At 58.5% G+C, this 20,675-nt stretch carries 16 protein-coding genes; 8 read left to right on the top strand and 8 right to left on the bottom strand.

Going from position 1 to position 20,675, the window contains the following annotated elements:
* Positions 1 to 288: 288 nt before the first annotated feature.
* Positions 289 to 1,776, top strand: coding sequence for a peptide MFS transporter (locus tag AB5Y71_RS17585; RefSeq protein ID WP_368172107.1), 1,488 nt, complete (start codon positions 289 to 291; stop codon positions 1,774 to 1,776).
* A 182-nt stretch (positions 1,777 to 1,958) separates the two neighbouring features.
* Here the strand turns inward: AB5Y71_RS17585 and AB5Y71_RS17580 are convergent, their stop codons facing one another.
* Complete coding sequence (locus AB5Y71_RS17580; protein WP_368172106.1) at positions 1,959 to 3,194, bottom strand: MFS transporter; 1,236 nt, start codon at positions 3,192 to 3,194, stop codon at positions 1,959 to 1,961.
* A gap of 123 nt (positions 3,195 to 3,317) precedes the next feature.
* On the opposite strand from AB5Y71_RS17580, the gene AB5Y71_RS17575 reads away from it, so the two are divergent.
* The gene (locus AB5Y71_RS17575) at positions 3,318 to 4,226 is read left to right on the top strand and encodes a LysR family transcriptional regulator (RefSeq protein ID WP_043826058.1); all 909 of its coding nucleotides are present in this window, start codon (positions 3,318 to 3,320) and stop codon (positions 4,224 to 4,226) included.
* Positions 4,227 to 4,574: 348 nt separating this feature from the next.
* Complete coding sequence (locus AB5Y71_RS17570; protein WP_080741311.1) at positions 4,575 to 4,790, top strand: KTSC domain-containing protein; 216 nt, start codon at positions 4,575 to 4,577, stop codon at positions 4,788 to 4,790.
* 113 nt (positions 4,791 to 4,903) lie between these two features.
* Here the strand turns inward: AB5Y71_RS17570 and parC are convergent, their stop codons facing one another.
* From parC to nudF, 6 genes are all read right to left on the bottom strand, one after another.
* Positions 4,904 to 7,198, bottom strand: a complete 2,295-nt coding sequence (gene parC, locus AB5Y71_RS17565; RefSeq protein WP_043826057.1) for a DNA topoisomerase IV subunit A — start codon at positions 7,196 to 7,198, stop codon at positions 4,904 to 4,906.
* 83 nt (positions 7,199 to 7,281) lie between these two features.
* Positions 7,282 to 9,192 (bottom strand): DNA topoisomerase IV subunit B, encoded by a 1,911-nt coding sequence (gene parE, locus AB5Y71_RS17560; protein WP_100645015.1) that lies wholly within the window; start codon positions 9,190 to 9,192, stop codon positions 7,282 to 7,284.
* A gap of 132 nt (positions 9,193 to 9,324) precedes the next feature.
* Positions 9,325 to 9,912: a YqiA/YcfP family alpha/beta fold hydrolase gene (locus AB5Y71_RS17555; protein WP_368172105.1), complete on the bottom strand. Its 588-nt coding sequence runs from the start codon at positions 9,910 to 9,912 to the stop codon at positions 9,325 to 9,327.
* A gap of 12 nt (positions 9,913 to 9,924) precedes the next feature.
* Positions 9,925 to 10,743: a 3',5'-cyclic-AMP phosphodiesterase gene (gene cpdA, locus AB5Y71_RS17550; protein WP_041202814.1), complete on the bottom strand. Its 819-nt coding sequence runs from the start codon at positions 10,741 to 10,743 to the stop codon at positions 9,925 to 9,927.
* 22 nt (positions 10,744 to 10,765) lie between these two features.
* Entirely contained in the window at positions 10,766 to 11,215 is a 450-nt protein-coding gene (locus AB5Y71_RS17545; protein WP_005335899.1) for a DUF1249 domain-containing protein, read from the bottom strand.
* A 1-nt stretch (position 11,216) separates the two neighbouring features.
* Positions 11,217 to 11,858 (bottom strand): ADP-ribose diphosphatase, encoded by a 642-nt coding sequence (gene nudF / locus AB5Y71_RS17540; RefSeq protein ID WP_058057940.1) that lies wholly within the window; start codon positions 11,856 to 11,858, stop codon positions 11,217 to 11,219.
* Between the two features lie 304 nt (positions 11,859 to 12,162).
* Between nudF and tolC the strand changes: the two genes are divergently transcribed.
* Positions 12,163 to 13,482, top strand: coding sequence for an outer membrane channel protein TolC (gene tolC, locus AB5Y71_RS17535; RefSeq protein WP_005335902.1), 1,320 nt, complete (start codon positions 12,163 to 12,165; stop codon positions 13,480 to 13,482).
* Positions 13,483 to 13,598: 116 nt separating this feature from the next.
* On the opposite strand, the gene hldE is transcribed toward tolC, so the two are convergent.
* Complete coding sequence (gene hldE, locus AB5Y71_RS17530; RefSeq protein WP_005335903.1) at positions 13,599 to 15,026, bottom strand: bifunctional D-glycero-beta-D-manno-heptose-7-phosphate kinase/D-glycero-beta-D-manno-heptose 1-phosphate adenylyltransferase HldE; 1,428 nt, start codon at positions 15,024 to 15,026, stop codon at positions 13,599 to 13,601.
* Between the two features lie 204 nt (positions 15,027 to 15,230).
* Here hldE and lpxL point away from each other — a divergent pair, with 204 nt between their 5' ends.
* From lpxL to AB5Y71_RS17510, 4 genes are all read left to right on the top strand, one after another.
* Positions 15,231 to 16,154 (top strand): LpxL/LpxP family Kdo(2)-lipid IV(A) lauroyl/palmitoleoyl acyltransferase, encoded by a 924-nt coding sequence (lpxL, locus tag AB5Y71_RS17525; protein WP_021231687.1) that lies wholly within the window; start codon positions 15,231 to 15,233, stop codon positions 16,152 to 16,154.
* A 626-nt stretch (positions 16,155 to 16,780) separates the two neighbouring features.
* Entirely contained in the window at positions 16,781 to 18,703 is a 1,923-nt protein-coding gene (locus AB5Y71_RS17520; protein WP_368172104.1) for a PTS mannitol transporter subunit IICBA, read from the top strand.
* 37 nt (positions 18,704 to 18,740) lie between these two features.
* Positions 18,741 to 19,886: a mannitol-1-phosphate 5-dehydrogenase gene (locus tag AB5Y71_RS17515; RefSeq protein WP_201988015.1), complete on the top strand. Its 1,146-nt coding sequence runs from the start codon at positions 18,741 to 18,743 to the stop codon at positions 19,884 to 19,886.
* A gap of 133 nt (positions 19,887 to 20,019) precedes the next feature.
* The gene (locus AB5Y71_RS17510) at positions 20,020 to 20,541 is read left to right on the top strand and encodes an MltR family transcriptional regulator (RefSeq protein WP_043826041.1); all 522 of its coding nucleotides are present in this window, start codon (positions 20,020 to 20,022) and stop codon (positions 20,539 to 20,541) included.
* The last annotated feature ends 134 nt before the right edge of the window (positions 20,542 to 20,675 follow it).

The following is a 20,675-nucleotide window of genomic DNA, read 5'->3' as shown; positions in this document are numbered from 1 at the left end:
GCGCCATAATCGGCACCAAATAGCCGACTGGATCACATCAACCGTGCCGCAACCGCGTGGTAAGCCGAGCTAAAACCACGACTCAATCACGCATAAAAAGGCGGAATAGATCAATAAAAAGCAATTAATCGCGCCGGATTAAATTTCAGGTATGGCTATTTGCACCGCTTGGCCGCTAAATGACAGACCGGCCTTCAGACCAGCATGGAAGCGCACAAGGCTAGCCGGCAGCAGACCGGTACGCTCTCAGGACGAGTTATGACTTTCTTCTCTCACAGGAGACAGACCGTGAGCGCTTCGAATCAACACCCCACCATTCCCCCCGGCTCCGGGGCGCTGTTCTTTATCCAGACCTTCTCGACCCTGGGGTTTGCCGTGCTCTACTCCACGCTGGTGCTCTACGCCACCAAGCGGCTCGGCTTTAGCGAATCCCAGGCCAACGCCATGATGGGGGTCTTCGGGGCCTTCAACTATGGCCTGCACCTGTTTGGCGGTTATCTCGGCGGGCGCTACCTCAGCAACCGCAACCTGTTCGTGATGGGGATGGTGCTGCAGGTGATCGGCTGCTACTTCATCGCCGAGATGGGGATCACCGGCCTCTACTGGGGGCTCGCCATGTTCCTTACCGGCAGCGGCCTCAACGTCACCTGCCTCAACATGATGCTGACCCAGCGCTTCGCCCCGGATGATCACCGCCGCGAGAGCGCCTTCCTGTGGAACTACGCCGGGATGAATCTGGGCTTCTTTATCGGCTTCACGGTGGCGGGATACTTCCAGCTCACCGAGGATTACCGCACCCTGTTCCTGTTTGCGACGCTGGGCAACATCATTGCCATCATCGCCACCTTCGCCTGCTGGCCGATTCTGGCGGATATCAGCACCCCGCTGCGCCATGTCAAAGGGAGCGGCTTCTACCGCCGCATGCTGGCGGGTATCGCCATTCTGGCCATGCTGGTGCCGGCGCTGCGCCTGCTGCTGACCCACGCCAGCTTCAGCGGCAGCTTCGTGCTGATCCTGGGGGCCGTGGTGCTGGTGCTGCTCTGCGTGATGACCGCCCGTCACCCAGACGCCGCCGAGCGCAGCCGCATGGTGGCCTACCTGATCCTCGCCCTCGGCTCCCTCATCTTCTGGTCGCTCTACCAGCTGGCGCCCATGGGGTTGATGCTCTTCTCCGAACACAACATCAACCTCAACGTGTTCGGGCTGCGGGTAGCGCCCCAGTGGATCCAGAACATCAACACCCTCGTCATCGTCATCGGTGGCCCCCTGATGGCGCTGCTGTTCAAACGACTGCGTGAACAGGGGTGGAATATCGACATCCCCTCCCAGTTTGCCGCCTCCCTGTTCTGCATGGGGCTCGGTATGCTGGTGCTGCCGCTCGGCATCCATCTGGCGGGGGCCGACGGGCTGGTCGCCTTCAAGTGGATCGCCATCAGCTATGTGCTGCAGAGCTTTGGCGAGCTGCTCATCTCCCCCATCGGTTACGCCATGATTGGCAAGCTGGCCCCCGCCAGCCTGCAAGGCTTGATGATGGGCTGCTGGATGATGGTAACCGGCGTCGCCTCTGTGCTGGCGGGCTATGTCTCCGGCGCCATGCCGCAGAATATCGGCAGCACCCCGGTCGCCACCAACCCGGGCTACAGCTCGGTATTCAACATGCTGGGCTGGGGCTCGCTGGCGGGCGGCGTGGTGTTGCTGCTGCTGGTGCCCCGCCTGCGCCAGCTGATCGCCTCCAAGATCACCCCACCACCGGCGGCGACAGCCATTCCTGTCTAATTGGATTCGGGCCAGCCTTTTCAGTGACCCCTGCCAGCGCGAACGGTTGAATCAGCAACGAGGCTGATAATGCGAAGGGCCCCGCCATCATGGATGGCGGGGCCCTTCTTGTTTGGTGGGATGGATGACCCGCGTCTGGCTGGCGAGCCCCCGTTTAGGCTTCGTCAATCAAGCCTATTTCCCTACAGGTCTCGTTTCTCAAACATCCGACTTGGGGTTCCCAAACGCAGCAGCTTGAGCAATCGATATAGAAAAAGTGGCTGAATAATCGTCAACACTATGGTTAGCCAAGCCAATAGAGTTATGTTGCCAAGGTGACCATCGACATTTGTTAAAATCATCGAAGAGACGACGGCAGCCGAGCCACTAAATATATGTTGAAAAACATTTTGTAATGACATGAATCCCGCCCTTTCCCAAGGCGCTGCCACTTGACTATTAACAGCAACAACGGTGATCGTTCGGGTCGATGTAACCACCATGAATAACGTGAAAATCACTATGGTCGGCAACCAAGGCTCATGCAAAAAACCATCCCAAACAACCGCTATCGTCAATGCCCCCATCAATATCGTCACTTTCATTGCGCCAAAACGGTCAATAAACAATCCGCCAAGCTGCATTGAAAACAGGCTAAATATACCACCCATGACATAGTAATAACTCATATCAACACGAGGGACATCAAGGTTAAATTGAAAATAAGCAGCTATGTTGGGAACAATAAGGAAGGTGCTGAAAATTGCCAACCCAATTGCCATAAACGCATTCAACACCACAGGTCGCTTCAACATTTCAATGGATGAAAAAGCCTTCTGATTCAATCCCAAGTGGGCCGTCATTCCAGGCAGCCTTGTATATACCGCCACGCAAACTCCCAATCCCAAGCCACCGACAACATAGAAAGGTGCATTCCATCCTTTCAACATTGCCAGCTCCAATCCCAACGGCACACCGGCTATCGCTGACAAAGAAAATGCCCCCATCACGATGGCCATCGCTCGACCACGTTGATCTATTGGTGTGGCATCCACAACGATCGCCAGAGCAATGGATGTTGCAGGGCCAGCAAACACACCGGCCAGCAAGCGGGTAAAGAATAAACTTTCCATATTCCATACCAATGCACAGGCCCAAGTGGATAGCGATATTCCCAACAATGTGATCAGTGCGACATGCTTTCTATCAAATCGGTCGAGATATCTGGCACATAACAACGATGATAGTGCGGCGGCCAGTGCATAACCACCACCTAAATATCCTATATTGGTTGGACTTATATTTAGTGCGCGAGATAAATCAGGCCCAAGCGGCATAATCATCATGAAATCAAGCGCACTGACCAATTGAATCAATGCCGCCAACCAGACAACGTTAAAATCCATAACCGGACAATTACTGTGAGTTTTTTCACCCATATTATTTTCATCTAGCATAATAATGTTTACTCTCAATCTTTAGAGATAGAAAGTATACCCACTATCACATTTTAATTTTATTCGTTAAAATGGCATGAATTGTTATCAGATTAGGGATAATCAATGCGTACCGGCATGGAATTGAATGCGCTGAAAATTTTCATTGCAGTGGTTGAAAACAGCAGTTTTGTCGGGGCATCTAAAACCCTTCAAATCCCCACCTCAAATGTGAGCCGCAGTATTTCTCAATTGGAAGAAGCCTTGAACCTTCAACTGATTGAGCGCTCAACCCGCCATATGAAGCTCACACAGTCAGGGCAACTGCTCTATACCCGAGTAAAACCACTGCTGGAATCACTGGAGCAAACCGAGGCTGAATTGACATCACAGCAGATTCAGCTGAAAGGGCCATTACGCATCTGCATCCCCAATGAGGCTGGGCCAAAACTGCTCGGTACAGCCATTGCCGACTTTGCCTGCCAGCATCCTGAAATAACGATCAGCTGCATTACCAATCTCTCTGGACTTGAATCATTAAGAGAGGATTTGGACATGGCAATCATCATTCACAGAGGCAAGATGGATGACTGCGATTACATAGCCAGCCATTTGACCACCATTCCCTGTACTGTTGTTGGCTCCCCGTCATTGATCCAGAAGTGGGGACTTCCCAACCACACATCACAACTCAAAACTCTCCCCTGCATAACAACGGTGAGCGCACTAAAAGGGATGCCTTGGCAATTTACTCGCACGAGCAGTGAATTTTCCACCATCCAGGTGAATGAACACTACCGGGTCAATAGTGGTGAACTGGCGTTAAAAGCAGCCATAGCTGGTGTAGGGTTTGCCATTCTTGCCAAGGTATCTTGCCAAGAGTTTATTGATGATGGCAGCTTGGTTGATATTGAACTTGAGCTACCCGCCGCCCCATTGCAGTTGTTTGCTGTTTATGCAAATCGCCAATATCTTCCTGCTAAAACGCGCGTATTCATTGACTTTATACGGCAAAACATCATGGGTTATCAGTAAAGTAACTATAACCGCTAAAGTCTAAATATATGACTCTAAGCCATAGCAATATCACTAGGTTTAACCTCTAGCTTTTATCATTCGAGAACTTCTGATAACGCTTCGCGAATCAAACTTACAATCCTACCCGATATTATAATAACGGAATGTATTATTAGCTTGTGACTAAACAATCTAGCTACGATTTTTTCTAAAAATTAATATTGCTAATTTTAACATTAGCGAAATGCTGTGACATCCATCACAACAAGCAATCAGTTTGTTTTATAACCTGCCAATTCAATATCGTCGGGCTGCATTACCACAGCTCATACAAACTAGCTATAGACAGTGCAACTAGGAGCATACATGAACAGAACACCTGTTAGATCATCAAATCTTAGATCGGTTGGTTACGATGCAACCTCGCAAATACTGGAAGTCGAATTCCATAACAGCGGCATCTATCAGTATTCCCGAGTACCTGAATCCGTCTATTCTGGTCTAATGAATGCATCATCTCACGGGGGATATTTTGATGCTCATGTCAAAAAAGGTGGCTACCCGTATAAGAAAGTTGGTTAACTATCGTAGGTGAGGCATTCTATCCAGTTGCAATAGTGCAACAAATATATACATATCACCCCAATTAAAAATGGGAGCGAATAATTCGCTCCCATCTTGTATAGATCCGTTGACTACCCTTCCTGATTTTCCCCGGCTACCGGCTCGGCGCCGGCGGCGGGTTCAATCTCGATGCGATCGACCCGCTGCAAACCGCGGGGCAGCTTGGCGCCGCGGCGGCCGCGCTCGCCACGGTAGTAGTCGAGATCGGACGGTTTGAGGGTCAGCTTGCGCTTGCCGGCAAACAGGGTGACCGACTGGCCCTGCGGGATCACGGCGGCCATCACCACAAACTCCTCCCGCGCCTTGACGCGAGCAGAGGGGATGCTGATGAGCTTGTTGCCCTTGCCCTTGCCGAGCACCGGCAGGGTGTTCATCGGAAACAGCAGCATGCGCCCCTCGTTGGAGATAGCCATGCAGAGATCGGTCTCCGGTGAGCCAATCTTCTGGGGTGCCATCACCAGCCCCCCTTCCGGCACGGTGAGCAGCGCCTTGCCGTTCTTGTTCTTGCCGATGAGATCGTCATAGGTGCAGACAAAGCCGTAACCGGCGTCGCTTGCGATCAGATACGGCTCGCCTTCATTGCCCATCACCAGATGACGCACCTCTTCACCGGCACCCAGCGCAAAGCGGCCGGTGAGCGGTTCGCCCTGACTGCGGGCGGAGGGCAGGGTGTGCGCCTCCAGCGAGTAGGTGCGGCCAAAGCTCGACAGGAACACCGCCTGCTGGTTGCTGCGGCCAAAGGCGTGGGTGAGGTAGTTGTCCCCCGCCTTGTAGGAGAGCCCCTCGACATCCACGTCGTGGCCCTTGGCAGCGCGCACCCACCCCTTGTCGGAGAGGATGACGGTGACCGGCTCGCTCGGCACCAGCTCTTTCTCGGTCAGCGCCACGGCGGTAGCCCGCTCCACCAGCGGGGTGCGGCGATCGTCGCCGTACTTCTCGGCATCGGCCAGCAGCTCTTTCTTGAGCAGGGTGTTGAGGCGACGCTCGGACCCCAGGATCAGCTCCAGCTTGTCGCGCTCTTCGGCCAGTTCGTTCTGTTCGGCGCGCAGCTTGAACTCTTCGAGCTTGGCCAGGTGGCGCAGTTTCAGCTCGAGGATCGCTTCGGCCTGGGTCTCGGTAATGTTGAAGCGCTCCACCATCACCTTGCCCGGCTCATCCTCGGTACGGATGATCTCGATCACCTCGTCGATGTTGAGATAGGCGATCAGCAAGCCTTCGAGGATGTGCAGGCGAGCCAGCACCTTGTCGAGGCGGAACTGCAGACGGCGACGCACGGTCTCGCGACGGAACTGGATCCACTCGCTGAGGATGGTCTTGAGGCACTTCACCTGCGGCCGGTTGTCGAGGCCGAGGATGTTGAGGTTGACCCGGTAGTTCTTCTCCAGATCCGTGGTGGCGAACAGGTGGGCCATCAGCCCCTCCACATCCACCCGATTGGAGCGCGGCACGATCACCAGACGGGTCGGGTTCTCGTGGTCCGATTCATCGCGCAGGTCGGTGACCATCGGCAGCTTTTTCGCCACCATCTGGGCGGCGATCTGCTCCATGATCTTGGCGCCGGAGGCCTGATGGGGCAGCGCGGTGATGACGATGTCGCCATCCTCCTCGCTCCAGACCGCCCGCTGCTTGATGGAGCCCTTGCCGGTCTCGTAGATTTTGCGGATGTCATCGCGCGGGGTGATGATCTCGGCGTTGGTCGGGTAGTCCGGCCCCTGAATGTGCTGCATCAACACATCGAGCCCCGCATTGGGGTTGTCGAGCAGCTCGGCACAGGCGTAGGCCACTTCCCGCGCGTTGTGGGGCGGGATGTCGGTCGCCATGCCCACCGCGATACCGGTCACCCCGTTGAGCAGGATGTGCGGCAGACGGGCGGGCAGCACCACCGGCTCCTTCATGGTGCCGTCGAAGTTCGGCGTCCACTCCACCGTGCCTTGGCCCAGCTCGGAGAGCAGCAGCTCGGAGAAGCGCGACAAGCGCGCTTCGGTATATCGCATGGCCGCGAAGGATTTGGGATCGTCCGGCGCACCCCAGTTACCCTGACCGTCCACCAGCGGGTAGCGGTAGGAGAAGGGCTGGGCCATCAGCACCATGGCTTCATAACAGGCGCTGTCGCCGTGCGGATGGTACTTACCCAGCACGTCACCCACGGTACGGGCGGACTTCTTGTGCTTGGACAGTGCCGACAGCCCCAGCTCGCTCATGGCGTAGATGATGCGCCGCTGCACCGGTTTGAGGCCGTCGCCAATATGCGGCAAGGCCCGATCCATGATGACGTACATGGAGTAGTTCAAGTAAGCCTGTTCGGTAAAGGTGCGCATTGGCTGGCGCTCTACCCCGTCCAGACTGAGCTCGATAGCATCACTCATGTGATTTTCTCTTTCGGTTCGGGAGCCGCCACAGGGCGACTCCGGCTAAATGCTTGCTGGCCCAGTGCGGGCCAGCCGACGGCTTAAATGATGGCGAGGTTGCCCTTCTCTTCGAGCCATTCGCGGCGATCGCTCGCCCGCTTCTTGGCCAGCAGCATGTCCATCAGCTGCAGGGTCTCGTCAGCCGCATCCCCTTCACTCTCTCCTGCCGGCTCCATGGTGAGCTGCACCAGACGGCGGGTGTTGGGATCCATGGTGGTTTCCCGCAGCTGTTTCGGGTTCATTTCACCCAGCCCCTTGAATCGGGTCACCATCACCTTGCCCTTCTTCTTCTCGGCTTCGACCCGTTGCAGCACGCCGTTCTTCTCGTCCTCGTCGAGGGCGTAGTAGACCTCTTTACCGATATCGATCCGGTAGAGGGGCGGCATGGCGACATAGACGTGGCCCTTCTCCACCAGCGTGCGGAAGTGCTTCACAAAGAGGGCGCAGAGCAGAGTGGCGATGTGCAGACCGTCCGAGTCCGCATCCGCGAGGATGCACACCTTGCCGTAGCGCAGGCCACTGAGATCCTCGGAGTCGGGATCGAGCCCGATGGCGACCGAGATATCGTGCACTTCCTGTGAGGCGAGCACCTGACCGGCCTCCACCTCCCAGGTGTTCAGGATCTTGCCGCGCAGCGGCATGATGGCCTGAAACTCGCGATCCCGCGCCTGCTTGGCGCTGCCGCCTGCGGAGTCACCCTCCACCAGGAACAGCTCCCCCTGCATGGGGTCGGCGCAGTTACAGTCAGTCAGCTTGCCGGGCAGCGCCGGGCCTTGGGTAATCTTCTTGCGCACCACCGTCTTGGCGGCGCGCATCCGGCGCTGGGCGCTGCTGATACAGATCTCGGCGATCTGCTCCGCCAGCTCGGTGTTGCTGTTCAGATAGAGGCTGAAGGCATCCTTCACCACGCCGGAGACAAACGCAGAGCTCTGGCGGGAGGAGAGGCGCTCCTTGGTCTGACCGGCAAACTGCGGATCCTGCATCTTGATGGAGAGGATGTAGGCGCAGCGATCCCAGATATCTTCCGGGGTCAGCTTGACCCCGCGCGGCAACAGGTTGCGGAACTCGCAGAACTCGCGCATGGCGTCGAGCAGGCCCTGACGCAGACCGTTGACGTGGGTGCCGCCCTGCGCGGTAGGAATGAGGTTCACATAGGATTCGGCGAGGCATTCGCCCCCTTCCGGCAACCAGCAGAGCGCCCAGTCCACCGCCGACTGTTCGGAGCTGAACGAGCCGATAAAGGGCTGCTCCGGCAGGCAGGTGTACTGCTTGACCGCATCGACCAGATAATCCTTGAGGCCATCTTCGTAGCACCACTCCAGCTTGATGCCGGTGTTCTTGTCGAGGAACTTGATGGTGAGACCGGGGCAGAGCACGGCCTTGGCTTTGAGCAGGTGCTCCAGCTTGGTGACCGAGAACTTGGGCGAATCGAAGTAGCTCGCCTGCGGCCAGAAGCGCACCCGGGTGCCGGTGTTGCGACGACCGCAGGTGCCGGTGATGGTCAGCTCCTGCACCTTCTCGCCACGCTCGAAGGCGATGTCGTAGACCTGACCGTCGCGACGCACCGTCACCTCGACCCGATCGGAGAGGGCGTTTACAACCGAAATACCCACCCCGTGCAGACCGCCGGAGAACTGGTAGTTCTTGTTGGAGAATTTGCCGCCCGCGTGCAGCTTGCAGAGGATCAGCTCCACCCCGCTGACCCCCTCTTCCGGGTGGATATCGACCGGCATGCCGCGGCCGTCGTCGATCACTTCGAGGGACTGGTCTTCATGCAGGATCACCTCCAGATTGCGGGCGTGACCTGCCAGCGCTTCATCGACGCTGTTGTCGATGACCTCTTGGCCGAGGTGGTTGGGCCGGGTGGTGTCGGTATACATGCCGGGGCGGCGACGCACCGGCTCAAGGCCATTGAGGACCTCAATGGCATCCGCATTGTATTGAGTAGACATGGAGGGCCTTGCGAATTGACGTTTGGAGGGAATCTTAACTGCTAGGCGGGGGTAGAACAAACTCCCCGCACCGAAAGCTTGATCTGGAGAAGAACAAGCAGGGCGAGACCGCCCTTATTGACTCAAACCTGACTATAACCCGAGGAAACGGATGATCTGGGCGGGGTAGCGCTCGAACGCGACAAAGGCGTGGTTGCCGCCGCACTCCAGCGAGAGGCGGGCAAAGCGGTATTCATCCAGCGCCTTGCGGTAGTCGAGCACCTCATCCCCCTGCTGTTGCAGGATCCAGAGTCGCTCCGGCGCCGTCACCGGTACAGCCAGTGCCCGCAGCTCGTCCATATGTTCAGGCAGCAGTTCGTACTGCTCACCCGTATAGGGATTGGTCTGGGTGCCGAGGTAGTCACAGAGCAGCTCGTGGGGGCGCACCGCCGGATTGATCAGTGCCGCGTGGCAGCCGTACTGCTCGCTGACCCGGGTCGCCATAAAGCCGCCGAGGGAGCTGCCCACGGCGCCGAGCTTGTAGTCACTACCATAACGACGCTGCAGATCAGCAATGGTCTGTTCGATAGCCGCCCAGGCCGCCGCCGGCGTATTGGGCTGAGCCGGAATGATCACCTCGATGTCGGGCCGATTGGCGGCCACCCAGGCAGCCATCTGCTGCGCCTTGGCGGAGCCCGGTGAGGAGTTGAAACCGTGCAGATAAAGGAGAACCGATTTCATGGAATGCGCTCCTCAATAACCGGTGGCGTTGGGGTCGGGCACAAACTGCCCCACCGGCAGGCGCCACACCTCACTGGCCACCCGCCCATCCGGATAGAGGGTGAGATAGCGCCAGCCCGGGCCGGATTCATCCAGCGCGAAGCCGTCGGATAGCGGTTTGAACTGAATGCAGGTGGAGGGGCTGGCAATCAGCCGCACCCCGCGGTGCACCTCGTCAAACTCCTGATGGACGTGACCGAACAGGATGGTCTTCTGCTGTGGATGACGGGCCAGCACGGCGAACAGGTCATCGGCATTCTTGAGATTGTGCTGATCCAGCCAGGCGCAGCCCACCGGTACCGCCTGATGGTGCAGGGTGATAAGGGCGTGGCGATCAGGATATTGACGCAGGGCACGGTCGAGAGCGGCCAGCTGGTGATCGCCAATCATGCCGTGGGGTTTGCCGCGCACCTGGGTGTCGAGCAGGATCACCTGCCAGTGGTCGCCCACCAGCTGTTTGGATTCGCTGATCCCGGCGGCATGGAGATATTCGGTCATCAGCGGGCTGTCATCGTGATTGCCCGGCAGCCAGTAGATGGGGCGGCCAAGGGGCGCCATCATGGAGGCGAAACGCTGATAGGATTCCGGACTGTGATCCTGCGACAGATCGCCGGTCGCCAGAATCACCTCGTAGGGGTGTTCATTGGCCTGCACCTGTTCCAGCACGGCGGCCAGACTCTCTGCGGTGCGCACAGCCAACAGCCGCCCTTCGGCACTCGCGAAGAGGTGGGTGTCGGTAATTTGCAACAGGCGCACACTGCCGTCCTGCGCCTGGGGGAGCTCTGTTTCCAAAATCACGCTTCTTTTTATTTGTTCAACTGGAGATATTGATCGGGCTGGTACCATGTCTGAGACAAAATTTTAGCCATTCGGCCAGAAACAGATTTACCTGCTCCTTTTCGTCCCGCTGGTGCATCTTTTTATTGGGATAATCATAACGTGGTTGCAAACGGGAAATCTGTTGCGCTGCACACACTTCCGCCATCCGCACGTCATGATACAAACGAATCTCTATCTGAGCTTGTAAATATTCGGGCAATTCGGGGTTGTGCTGGCTCAGGATCACCTGATTGGTGAAGCGACTCTCGCCAATGATGGTGAGCTGGAACTGCAGATCGTTGCCGACCCGATAGCGGCGCTCGGCCCCGACTTCCCCATCTGGCGGCAGCAGTTTCATCAATGCCATGTAATTGACCTCGCAGGTACGCTGCAAGGACATCAGATCAGGCACATAGCGCCTGCTCTGTTGCAGGGTCAGCGCCACCTCAGCGATCCGCCAGCCAGCGGGCGCGCAGCTCGCCATGGTTGAGGGCCAACCACTGCAGGGCAATGACCGAGGCCGCATTGTCGATGCGCCCCTCTTTGAGCCAGGCGTAGGCCTGTTCGCGGCTCACCACATGCACCCGGATATCCTCGCCCTCATCAGCCAGACCGTGCAGTCCCTCGGCCTTGCTGGCATCCACCTCGCCCACAAAGACCTCGATCCGCTCGGTGCTGCCGCCCGGGCTCACCAGATAGCTGATGGCATGCTCGCAGCGGGCAACCTCGATACCGGCCTCTTCCACCGCTTCGCGACGCACCACGTCTTCAGCGACCTCGCCTGGGTCTATGATGCCGGCCACCAGCTCCAGCAGCCAGGGGGTCGGACTGGTCTCCATGGCGCCGATACGGAACTGCTCCACCAGCACGATCTGGTCGCGTACTGGATCATAGGGCAGCAGCGCGGCAGCATGGCCCCGCTCGAACAGCTCGCGCACGATGGGCTGATTCCAGCCGCCAGCAAATAACCGATGCTGCAGACGATAGACATTCACCTTGAAGAAGCCGTTATATCCAGCTGATTTTTCAATGATTTTCACATCATCGGCGGCGTAATGCCGATCTTGCGGCAAGGGTTGCTGCGACATCCGGGGCTCCCGTCAGCTTGACTTGTATCAGTTTGACCATAAAATCCGAGGAACATGAATGAACGTTCATTCACTCAGCGTGCCATGGTAATGAGGGGTGGATTTTAGCAGCCACAGACCATTTGGCTAGGCGCGCGGGGAGAAAACTGCCTCCGGTTCTTGACGTTCCCGTCACCGGACCTGAGACTCTTAGCATTAAATTTTGCTTATAGTAGAGTGATTAAGCTGCAATCAAGCTTGGTCGGTGACAATATTTGCCTCTCCAGCAACCAGTTTGGGTTACTACATAAGGTTAAAACGATCTATGAAAAGAACACTTTTGTCAGTCATGGTGTTGCTGGGCGTCAGTGCCGGTGCCCATGCCGAAAACCTGCTCGACATCTACCAGCAAGCCCAGATCAAAGACCCGCAGTTGCTGCAGTCCAAAGCCGTTCGCGACCAGGCCTTCGAGAAGATCAACGAATCCCGCGCCCCTCTGCTACCCCAGATCGATCTGGGTGCCGGGCTCAATTATCTGCAAAACAAGAACGATACCCAGAGCAATACCAACGCCAAGGGTGAAGTGACGCTGTCGCAATCCCTCTATCGTCGCAGTAACTGGGTCAATCTGGATATCAGCGAGAAGCAGGCTACCCAGTCAGATGTTGCCTACAACCTCGAAATCCAGAACCTGATGGTGCGCACCGCCAAAGCCTACTTTGATGTGCTCAAGGCGATGGATACCCTGGAGTTCGTTCGTGCCAACAAGGTTGCGGTAGAGCGTCAGCTGGAGCAAACCCAGCAGCGTTTCGAAGTGGGCCTGACCGCCATCACCGACGTCCATGAAGCGGAAGCCTCTCGCGACCAGGCGCTGGCTGACGAGATCAATGCAGAAAACTCGCTGGACAACAGCTACGAGACCCTGCGCGAGCTGACCGGTATCGATCACCGCAATCTGGACGTGCTGAACACCGATCGTTTCAGCCCGCAGAAGACCGCCTTCGGCTCCGACAAGTGGCTGGAGCTGGCGCTGGACAAGAACCTGCAACTGCACAGTGCCCGCATCAGCAAGGACATTGCCAAGGAGCAGATCGATCTGGCCAAAACCGGCCATGAGCCGACTCTGGATCTGGGTGCCGGACTGCAAACCAGCAATACCGATTACAAGCTGGATAGCATTCCGGGCGGCAATGACAATCAGGCCAATATCGGTCTGACCTTCAAGCTGCCCATCTACAGCGGTGGCGCCACCAGCTCCAAGGTGAAGCAGGCTCAATACAACTACGTAGCGGCCAGCGAACTGCTGGAGAAGAACTTCCGCTCGGTGCAGAGCACAGTGCGCTCCTCCTACAACAACGTGAACGCCAGCATCGGCTCGGTGCGCGCCTACAGCCAGTCTGTGGTTTCCGCCGACAGCGCCCTGAAGGCGACCGAAGCCGGTTACGAAGTGGGTACCCGTACCATCGTCGACGTGCTGGACTCCACTCGCAAGCTGTACGAGGCCAAGCAGAAGCTCTCCGAAGCCCGTTACAACTACATTCTCAATATCCTGAGCCTGAAACAGGCTGCCGGTATTCTGGAAGCGCAGGATCTGGTGGAAGTAAACCAGGGTCTGATGCCTGCCACGGCAAAAGCCAAAGGCTGATAGCCGCTATCGGACATGAAAAAGGCGACCGCAAGGTCGCCTTTTTGTTATCCGTATTTCTGTCGGCTTGCTACGACCGATAATGAGCCCCGCCAGATTGCGGGGCCAGCAGAACGTTAGCCGCGCTCGCGGATCGTCTTGATGATGTCGGTGGTAGAGCAGCCATCCTCGAAGTTGAGAACGCGCACCTCGCCGCCATTGGCGGTCACCTCGGCGTAACCGGCGATATCTTCCGGCTTGTAGTCGCCGCCCTTGACCAACAGGTCGGGCAGGATTTCGGCGATCAGGCGCTGCGGGGTATCTTCACCAAATGGCACAACCCAATCCACTGCGCCCAGCGCAGCCAGCACCGCCATGCGGCGCTCGGTCGGGTTGACCGGACGACCCGGCCCTTTCAGACGGCGAACCGACTCGTCGGTGTTGACCGCCACGATCAGGCGATCCCCCAGCTTGCCGGCGTTGGCCAGATAGGAGACGTGGCCGGCGTGCAGGATGTCGAAGCAACCGTTGGTCATCACCACCTTCTCGCCGCGCAGACGGGCGGCACGAACCGCCACTTTCAGTTGGGCTTCAGACATGACGCCGAAGCCGGTCTCCTGCTCGGTATAGAGGGCGTTGGCCAGCTCGACCGGGCTAACGGTAGAGGTACCCAGCTTGCCGACCACGATACCGGCTGCGGTATTGGCCAGCGCACAGGCTTCGTCCAGGCTCTTGCCTGCCGCCAGTGAGGTAGCCAGAGTGGAGATGACGGTATCACCGGCACCGGTCACATCATAAACCTCGTGGGCCTGAGCCGGCAGATGCAGCTCCGGCTGACCTTCGCGGATCAGGGTCATGCCGTTCTCGGAACGGGTGACCAGCAGGGCATCCAGCTCGAAACGCTTGACCAGATCCAGCCCCTTGGCGACCAGCTCTTCTTCGCTCTTCACCTTGCCCACCACGGCCTCGAACTCGGACATGTTGGGGGTCAGCAAGGTAGCACCGCGATACTTCTCGAAGTCGGTCCCCTTGGGATCGACCAACACAGGAATGCCGGCGGCACGGGCGCGCTGGATCATGCCGGGCACATCGTTGAGAGCACCCTTGCCGTAGTCGGAGAGGATCATCACGTCGCTATTCGGCAGCGCCTGCTCGACCTTGCTCATCAGCAGGGTGGCATCGACGGAGTGGAAGGGCTCTTCAAAGTCCAGACGCAGCAGTTGCTGGTTGCGGGACAGCACCCGCAGCTTGGTGATGGTCGGGAAGTCGGCCAGACGAACGAAATCACAGGCCACCTTGACGCCAGCCATCTGGCCAGCCAGCGCATCGGCCGCTTCATCCTGACCGGTCAGGCCAAGCAGCACGGCATGAGCGCCAAGGGCGGCGGAGTTGAGGGCCACGTTGGCCGCGCCACCGGGACGCTCCTCAATGTGTTCAACCTTGACCACGGGCACCGGCGCCTCGGGGGAGATCCGACCGGTAGGGCCATGCCAGTAACGGTCCAACATGACATCGCCAACGACCAGAACGCGGGCTTTTTCAAAATCGGGCAGGGTGATCTTCATCTGTATCGACTCTCAAAACCTGAAAAATCAGCTGGCGATTTTATCACACTCTTTTATCCGGTGTAGAAAAAGCCGACCGCAGTTGCCGCCGCTGTCACGCTAACCGGACGCAGGCTACCCCTCTGACCAGCACACAGCCATTCGCCCCCGCCCCCCCTTTTCGGCTAGAATCCCCCGATTGTGTTTGCGAACAAGAGATTAGCCATGGCCCACGACAACGCTCCCCGCCTGGAGCCCCGCCTGTTTCATCCCCGTTACTGGGCCAGCTGGTTCGGCCTAGGCCTGCTCTGGCTGCTGACCCTGCTGCCGTGGCGTAGCCAGATGTGGCTGGGCCGTCAGCTCGGTCGTCTCGCCGCCAGGATATTGAAGTCCCGGGTCAAGATTGCCCGTCGCAATCTGGAGCTGGCGATGCCCGAGCTGACCCGGGATGAGCGGGAGAAACTGCTTAAGGCCAACTTCGAGAGCGTGGGCTGCGCCGTGTTCGAGGTGGGGATCGCCTGGTTCTGGCCAGACTGGCGGATGCGCAACCTGATGAAGGTGGAAGGGGAAGAGCACGTCATCGCCGCCATGGAAAAAGGTCAGGGCATGCTGCTGCTCTCCTGCCATTTCCTGACGCTGGAACTCAACGCCCGCTGTTTCGGGCTGGTGCGCCCCGGCGTGGGGGTCTATCGCCCCAACACCAATCCGGTGCTGGAGTATGCCCAGTATCACGGTCGCTGCGCTTCCAACAAATATCTGGTAGACCGGATGGACGTGAAGGGGATGATCAAGGCACTGCGCAACGGTGACGCCCTCTGGTACGCGCCGGATCACGACTACGGCAGCCACGCCAGTGTGTTCGTGCCTTACTTCGCGGTAGAGCAGGCGGCCACCATCACCGGCACAGCCACCTTGGCGCGGGTGAAGAACACCGTCACCCTGCCCTGCTACAACATCCGCACCAGCGAGGGTTACACCCTGCATATCGGGGCGCCGCTCGCCGACTATCCCAGCGGGGATGACATGGTCGATGCCGCCCGCGCCAACCGCGAGATTGAAGCCGCCGTGCGCAAGGCGCCGGAGCAGTACATGTGGCTCCATCGCCGCTTCAAGACCCGCCCCTCCCCCGAGGATGCCGGCTTCTACTAAGCCGCAGCCCCGACAGGGCTCAGATCGCAAAAACCGACAAACCGCCTGCTGGCGGTTTGTTTTTATCTGCTATCAGCCCTGCGCGGCAAGCAAGCGCCCCGAACATCTGCCGCTCGATAACATCCTGCATGTTGGCGCCCATTCCCATCGACCAACAGCAAAAGAGAGCTCATCACCAACCGTAAAAACTGAAAGCGGGTTACAAATTTATTGATTCATTGGTAAGCAATGGAGTGTTTCGATAGATCCATCGTCACCACCCGCTGATGAGTGACTGAGTGATTTGTCCCATTCGAATACAAAAATCGAACTTGTGACGCCAATCACCATTCCACAAGAGGACCACAAAGCAACTTAAGTGATTTAAGTCACAAAAAATGACCATGCAAAACAGAAAAGATCGAAATGTAGCCGAATTACAGCATGGGTATGTGATGAGGATCACTGGTTATGGAGGGGGTATGGCTGGGTATCTGAGAGCTGGATCACAAGATACCCCGTTTTCAGCCTAATTTGATCGCAAGCTGGTAGATTGAAGTTGCTTAGACGACCGGGATGGCGGTTCGGCAAAACCGGCCATCCCGACTACCACTTTTAATCAAACAGGCTTAAAACGGGGTCCCGACATGTTATCACCGGATACCAAAGTCAAGATACAGAATTTTGGACGCTTCCTGTCCAATATGGTCATGCCCAACATAGGCGCCTTTATCGCCTGGGGCTTTATCACCGCCCTCTTCATCCCCACCGGCTGGCTGCCCAATGAAACCTTGGCCAAGCTGGTCGGCCCCATGATCACCTACCTGCTGCCGCTGCTGATTGGCTACACCGGCGGCAAGCTGATGGGCGGTGAGCGCGGCGGCGTGGTTGGTGCCATCACCACCATGGGTGTCATCGTGGGAACCGATATCCCGATGTTTATGGGCGCCATGATGGTCGGCCCGCTCGGTGGCTGGGCCATCAAGCGCTTCGACAAGGCGATGGACGGTCGCGTCAAGAGCGGCTTCGAGATGCTGGTCAACAACTTCTCCGCCGGGCTTATCGGCATGCTGCTGGCGATCCTCGCTTTCTTCGTGATCGGCCCCTTCGTCAAGGTGCTCTCCGGCCTGCTGGCCAGTGGCGTCGGCTTCCTGGTGGAAAACCACATGCTGCCGCTCACCTCCATCTTCGTCGAACCGGCCAAGATCCTGTTCCTCAACAACGCCATCAACCACGGCATCTTCTCGCCGCTGGGGATCCAGCAGGCGACCGAGCACGGCAGCTCCATCTTCTTCCTGATTGAAGCGAACCCGGGCCCGGGCATGGGCGTGCTGCTGGCCTACATGGTGTTCGGTCGTGGTGCGGCCAAGCAGTCCGCTGCAGGTGCCTCCATCATTCACTTCTTCGGCGGCATCCACGAGATCTACTTCCCGTATGTGCTGATGAACCCGCGCCTCATTCTGGCGGTGATCGCCGGTGGCATGACCGGGGTCTTCACCCTGACCCTGTTCAATGCCGGTCTGGTCTCCCCCGCGTCGCCGGGCTCCATCTTCGCCGTGTTGTTGATGACGCCGAAAGCCTCCCTGATCGGGGTCGCCCTCTCCATCATCAGCGCTACTCTGGTCTCTTTCCTGGTCGCCGCCGTGTTCGTCCGCGCCCAGCAGCCGGAAGCCGACGAGGCCGATGCCCTCGGTGAAGCCACTCGCAAGATGAAAGCCATGAAGGGCGGCAAGCCTGAAACCGCAGCGGCCAAGAAGCCGGGCGGCGAACTGATGGCGGTACGCAATATCGTGGTCGCCTGCGATGCGGGCATGGGCTCCAGCGCCATGGGCGCCGGCATGCTGCGCAAGCGGGTACAGGCCGCCGGACTCGATATCAGCGTCACCAACCGCGCCATCGATCAGCTCGACGATCAGGTGGATTGGGTCATTACCCACAAGGATTTGACCGAACGGGCCCGTCGCCATGCGCCGAACGCTCACCATATTTCCCTGACCAACTTCCTCGACAACGGCCTCTATCAGGAGCTGGTACAGAGTCTGAGCCGCGCTGCCAACGATGACGTTGCCAACCCGCAGCTGCTGGTGGCGGCCAACGACGACAGCTACGAGCCGCAAGCGGCCGAAGTCTTTACCCTGAGCCGTCATGACGTGCATCTGGGACTGAAAGCGGACAACAAGGAGGCCGCCATCCTGACCGCAGGCCGACTGCTGGCGGAGCGGGGCTACGTGGCGCCCGACTACGTCAACGCCATGCTGGAGCGGGAACAGCTGGTCTCTACCTACCTCGGCGAATCCATCGCCGTGCCCCACGGCACCATCGCCGCCAAGGAGTTTGTGAAACGTACCGGCATCGTCATCTGCCAGTACCCGGCCGGGGTCGCCTTTGGCGAAGCCGCCGATGAGGTGGCGCGGCTGGTGATCGGTATCGCCGCTCGCAACGACGAACACATGCAGGTAATAACCCGCCTGACCAATGCACTGGATGAACCCGGTCTCATCGACCGGCTGGCCAGCACCACGGATCCCCAGGCCTTCCTGGATCTGCTGGGTGCCGAACAGGCTGCGTAATCATCTTTCATCGTCTTTGGTTCAAGAGGTTAATATCATGAAAACATTGCATTTTGGTGCTGGTAACATCGGTCGCGGCTTTATCGGCAAAGTGCTGGCGGATGCCAGCCACCAGGTCACCTTCGCCGACGTCAACGACACCCTGATCGACCAGCTCAACCACCGTCAGGAGTACAAGGTTCATGTGGTGGGAGCGGATCAGAAGCTGGATGTGGTGCGCAACGTGGCAGCGGTGAGCTCCGCCGGTCACGAGGTGATCGCCCGCATCATCACCGCCGATCTGGTCACCACCGCCGTCGGCCCCAACATTCTGGACAAGATTGCCAGCACCCTGGCCAAGGGGCTGCAGGCCCGCTTCGATGCCGGCAACCTGACGCCGCTCAACGTCATCGCCTGCGAAAACATGGTGCGCGGCACCAGCCACCTCAAGCAGGAGGTACTCAAGTACCTGCCAGTCGCGTATCATGCCACGCTCGAATCCTGTATCGGCTTCGTCGACTCGGCGGTGGATCGCATCGTGCCGCCCGCCGCGGCTGCCAACGATGACCCGCTGGAAGTGACGGTAGAGAGCTTCAGCGAGTGGATCGTCGACCAGACCCAGTTCAAGGGAGAGCTGCCACAGGTGGCGGGCATGGAGCCCACCGACAATCTGATGGCCTTCGTCGAGCGCAAGCTGTTCACCCTCAACACCGGCCACATCGTCACCGCCTATCTCGGCAAGTTGCGGGGCTACCGCACAGTGCGCGAGGCGATCGAGGATCCGGTGATCCGCAGCAAGGTGCGCCGCGCCATGGAGGAGAGCGGTGCCGTGCTGGTGAAACGCTACGGCTTCGACCCGCGTCTGCACGCCGCCTACATCGAGAAGATCCTGGCCCGCTTCGCCAACCCCTATCTGGTGGACGAGATTGACCGGGTCGGTCGTCAGCCGCTGCGCAAGCTGGCGGCGGGAGATCGACTGGTGAAGCCGCTGCTGGGCACCCTGGAGTACGGCCTGCCCAACGAGCAACTGCAGGAGGGGATCGCCGCTGCGCTCCACTATCGCAATGCCGATGACCCGCAGGCGGTGGAGCTGCAAGCCCTGCTGGCGGAGCTGGGCCCGGCCAAAGCGCTGGCCCGCGTCACCGGACTGGATGAAGAGAGCGAGGTGGTTCGCGCCATCGTCGCCCGTTACGAAACCCTGTAATGACCCTGCTTGCGGCGCATTCAGCCACCACTGATAGCGCGCCAAGCGCTTGAATGGCAAGGGAATGTGCCCCATATGATAAAAACCGGGAGAGAGGCTGACTCTCTCCCTGTCAGCTGGACCCAATGCACCTATGACCACACACCAGGAAGATGAAGTACTGGAACGACTGAACGAGCAGGATGGCCCCCGCGGCTTCTTTCTCGAAGCCGTGACCATCCTGGAAGAGGCGGTCGACTCCCTGATGCGACGCGCGTTCCGTCAGGAGGAGTATGCCGTCAAATACGCCATCGAACCCCTGCTCAACCAGAGCGGCCCCCTCGGCCAGCTGGAGGTGCGCCTCAAGCTCATCTTCGCCCTCGGCCTCATCTCCCTCGAGCGCTATCAGGATATCGAAGCCTATATCAAGATCCGCGACTTTCTGGTGCGCGACCCCAAGGATTACCGCTTCAGCGACAAACCGATCCGCGACCTGCTCGAGCGCCTGCACGGGGTCAATCAGGGCGGCATGATGAAGCTGGAGCCCCCCGCCAGCGAAGAGGATTGGGCCTTCTACCAAATGCAGCTCAACCGGCTCGATCAGATGGTGCGCTCCGCACTGGTACTGGCGCTGGCCGACTGTGTCGGCGAGCTCCACAAGGAGAGCCCCATCTAATCCGGCCCCAAGGCCAACCCGTCACCACGGTTGGCGTCTGGCTGGCGCCCTTCATACCAGCGCCAGCCACCATGACGCCGACTGTCGCACATCTCCCCATCCCGGCCATGATGCACGCTCCTTCAGGTGTCAAT

The sequence above is a fragment of the Aeromonas sp. R9-2 genome, assembly GCF_040908025.1.
GTDB classification, from domain to species: Bacteria; Pseudomonadota; Gammaproteobacteria; order Enterobacterales; family Aeromonadaceae; genus Aeromonas; species Aeromonas veronii.
Note: the sequence above shows the minus strand (reverse complement) of the source record. Positions and strands in the feature narration are given on the sequence as shown.

Excerpts from the sequence above, each read along its gene's own strand:
- AB5Y71_RS17520 (WP_368172104.1), top strand. The coding sequence starts at position 16,781 with ATGTTATCACCGGATACCAAAGTCAAGATACAGAATTTTGGACGCTTC.
- tolC (WP_005335902.1), top strand. The coding sequence starts at position 12,163 with ATGAAAAGAACACTTTTGTCAGTCATGGTGTTGCTGGGCGTCAGTGCC.
- AB5Y71_RS17515 (WP_201988015.1), top strand. The coding sequence starts at position 18,741 with ATGAAAACATTGCATTTTGGTGCTGGTAACATCGGTCGCGGCTTTATC.
- parE (WP_100645015.1), bottom strand. The coding sequence starts at position 9,192 with ATGTCTACTCAATACAATGCGGATGCCATTGAGGTCCTCAATGGCCTT.
- AB5Y71_RS17580 (WP_368172106.1), bottom strand. The coding sequence starts at position 3,194 with ATGGGTGAAAAAACTCACAGTAATTGTCCGGTTATGGATTTTAACGTT.
- parC (WP_043826057.1), bottom strand. The coding sequence starts at position 7,198 with ATGAGTGATGCTATCGAGCTCAGTCTGGACGGGGTAGAGCGCCAGCCA.
- hldE (WP_005335903.1), bottom strand. The coding sequence starts at position 15,026 with ATGAAGATCACCCTGCCCGATTTTGAAAAAGCCCGCGTTCTGGTCGTT.
- AB5Y71_RS17555 (WP_368172105.1), bottom strand. The coding sequence starts at position 9,912 with ATGAAATCGGTTCTCCTTTATCTGCACGGTTTCAACTCCTCACCGGGC.
- AB5Y71_RS17570 (WP_080741311.1), top strand. The coding sequence starts at position 4,575 with ATGAACAGAACACCTGTTAGATCATCAAATCTTAGATCGGTTGGTTAC.
- AB5Y71_RS17575 (WP_043826058.1), top strand. The coding sequence starts at position 3,318 with ATGCGTACCGGCATGGAATTGAATGCGCTGAAAATTTTCATTGCAGTG.
- lpxL (WP_021231687.1), top strand. The coding sequence starts at position 15,231 with ATGGCCCACGACAACGCTCCCCGCCTGGAGCCCCGCCTGTTTCATCCC.
- nudF (WP_058057940.1), bottom strand. The coding sequence starts at position 11,858 with ATGTCGCAGCAACCCTTGCCGCAAGATCGGCATTACGCCGCCGATGAT.
- AB5Y71_RS17510 (WP_043826041.1), top strand. The coding sequence starts at position 20,020 with ATGACCACACACCAGGAAGATGAAGTACTGGAACGACTGAACGAGCAG.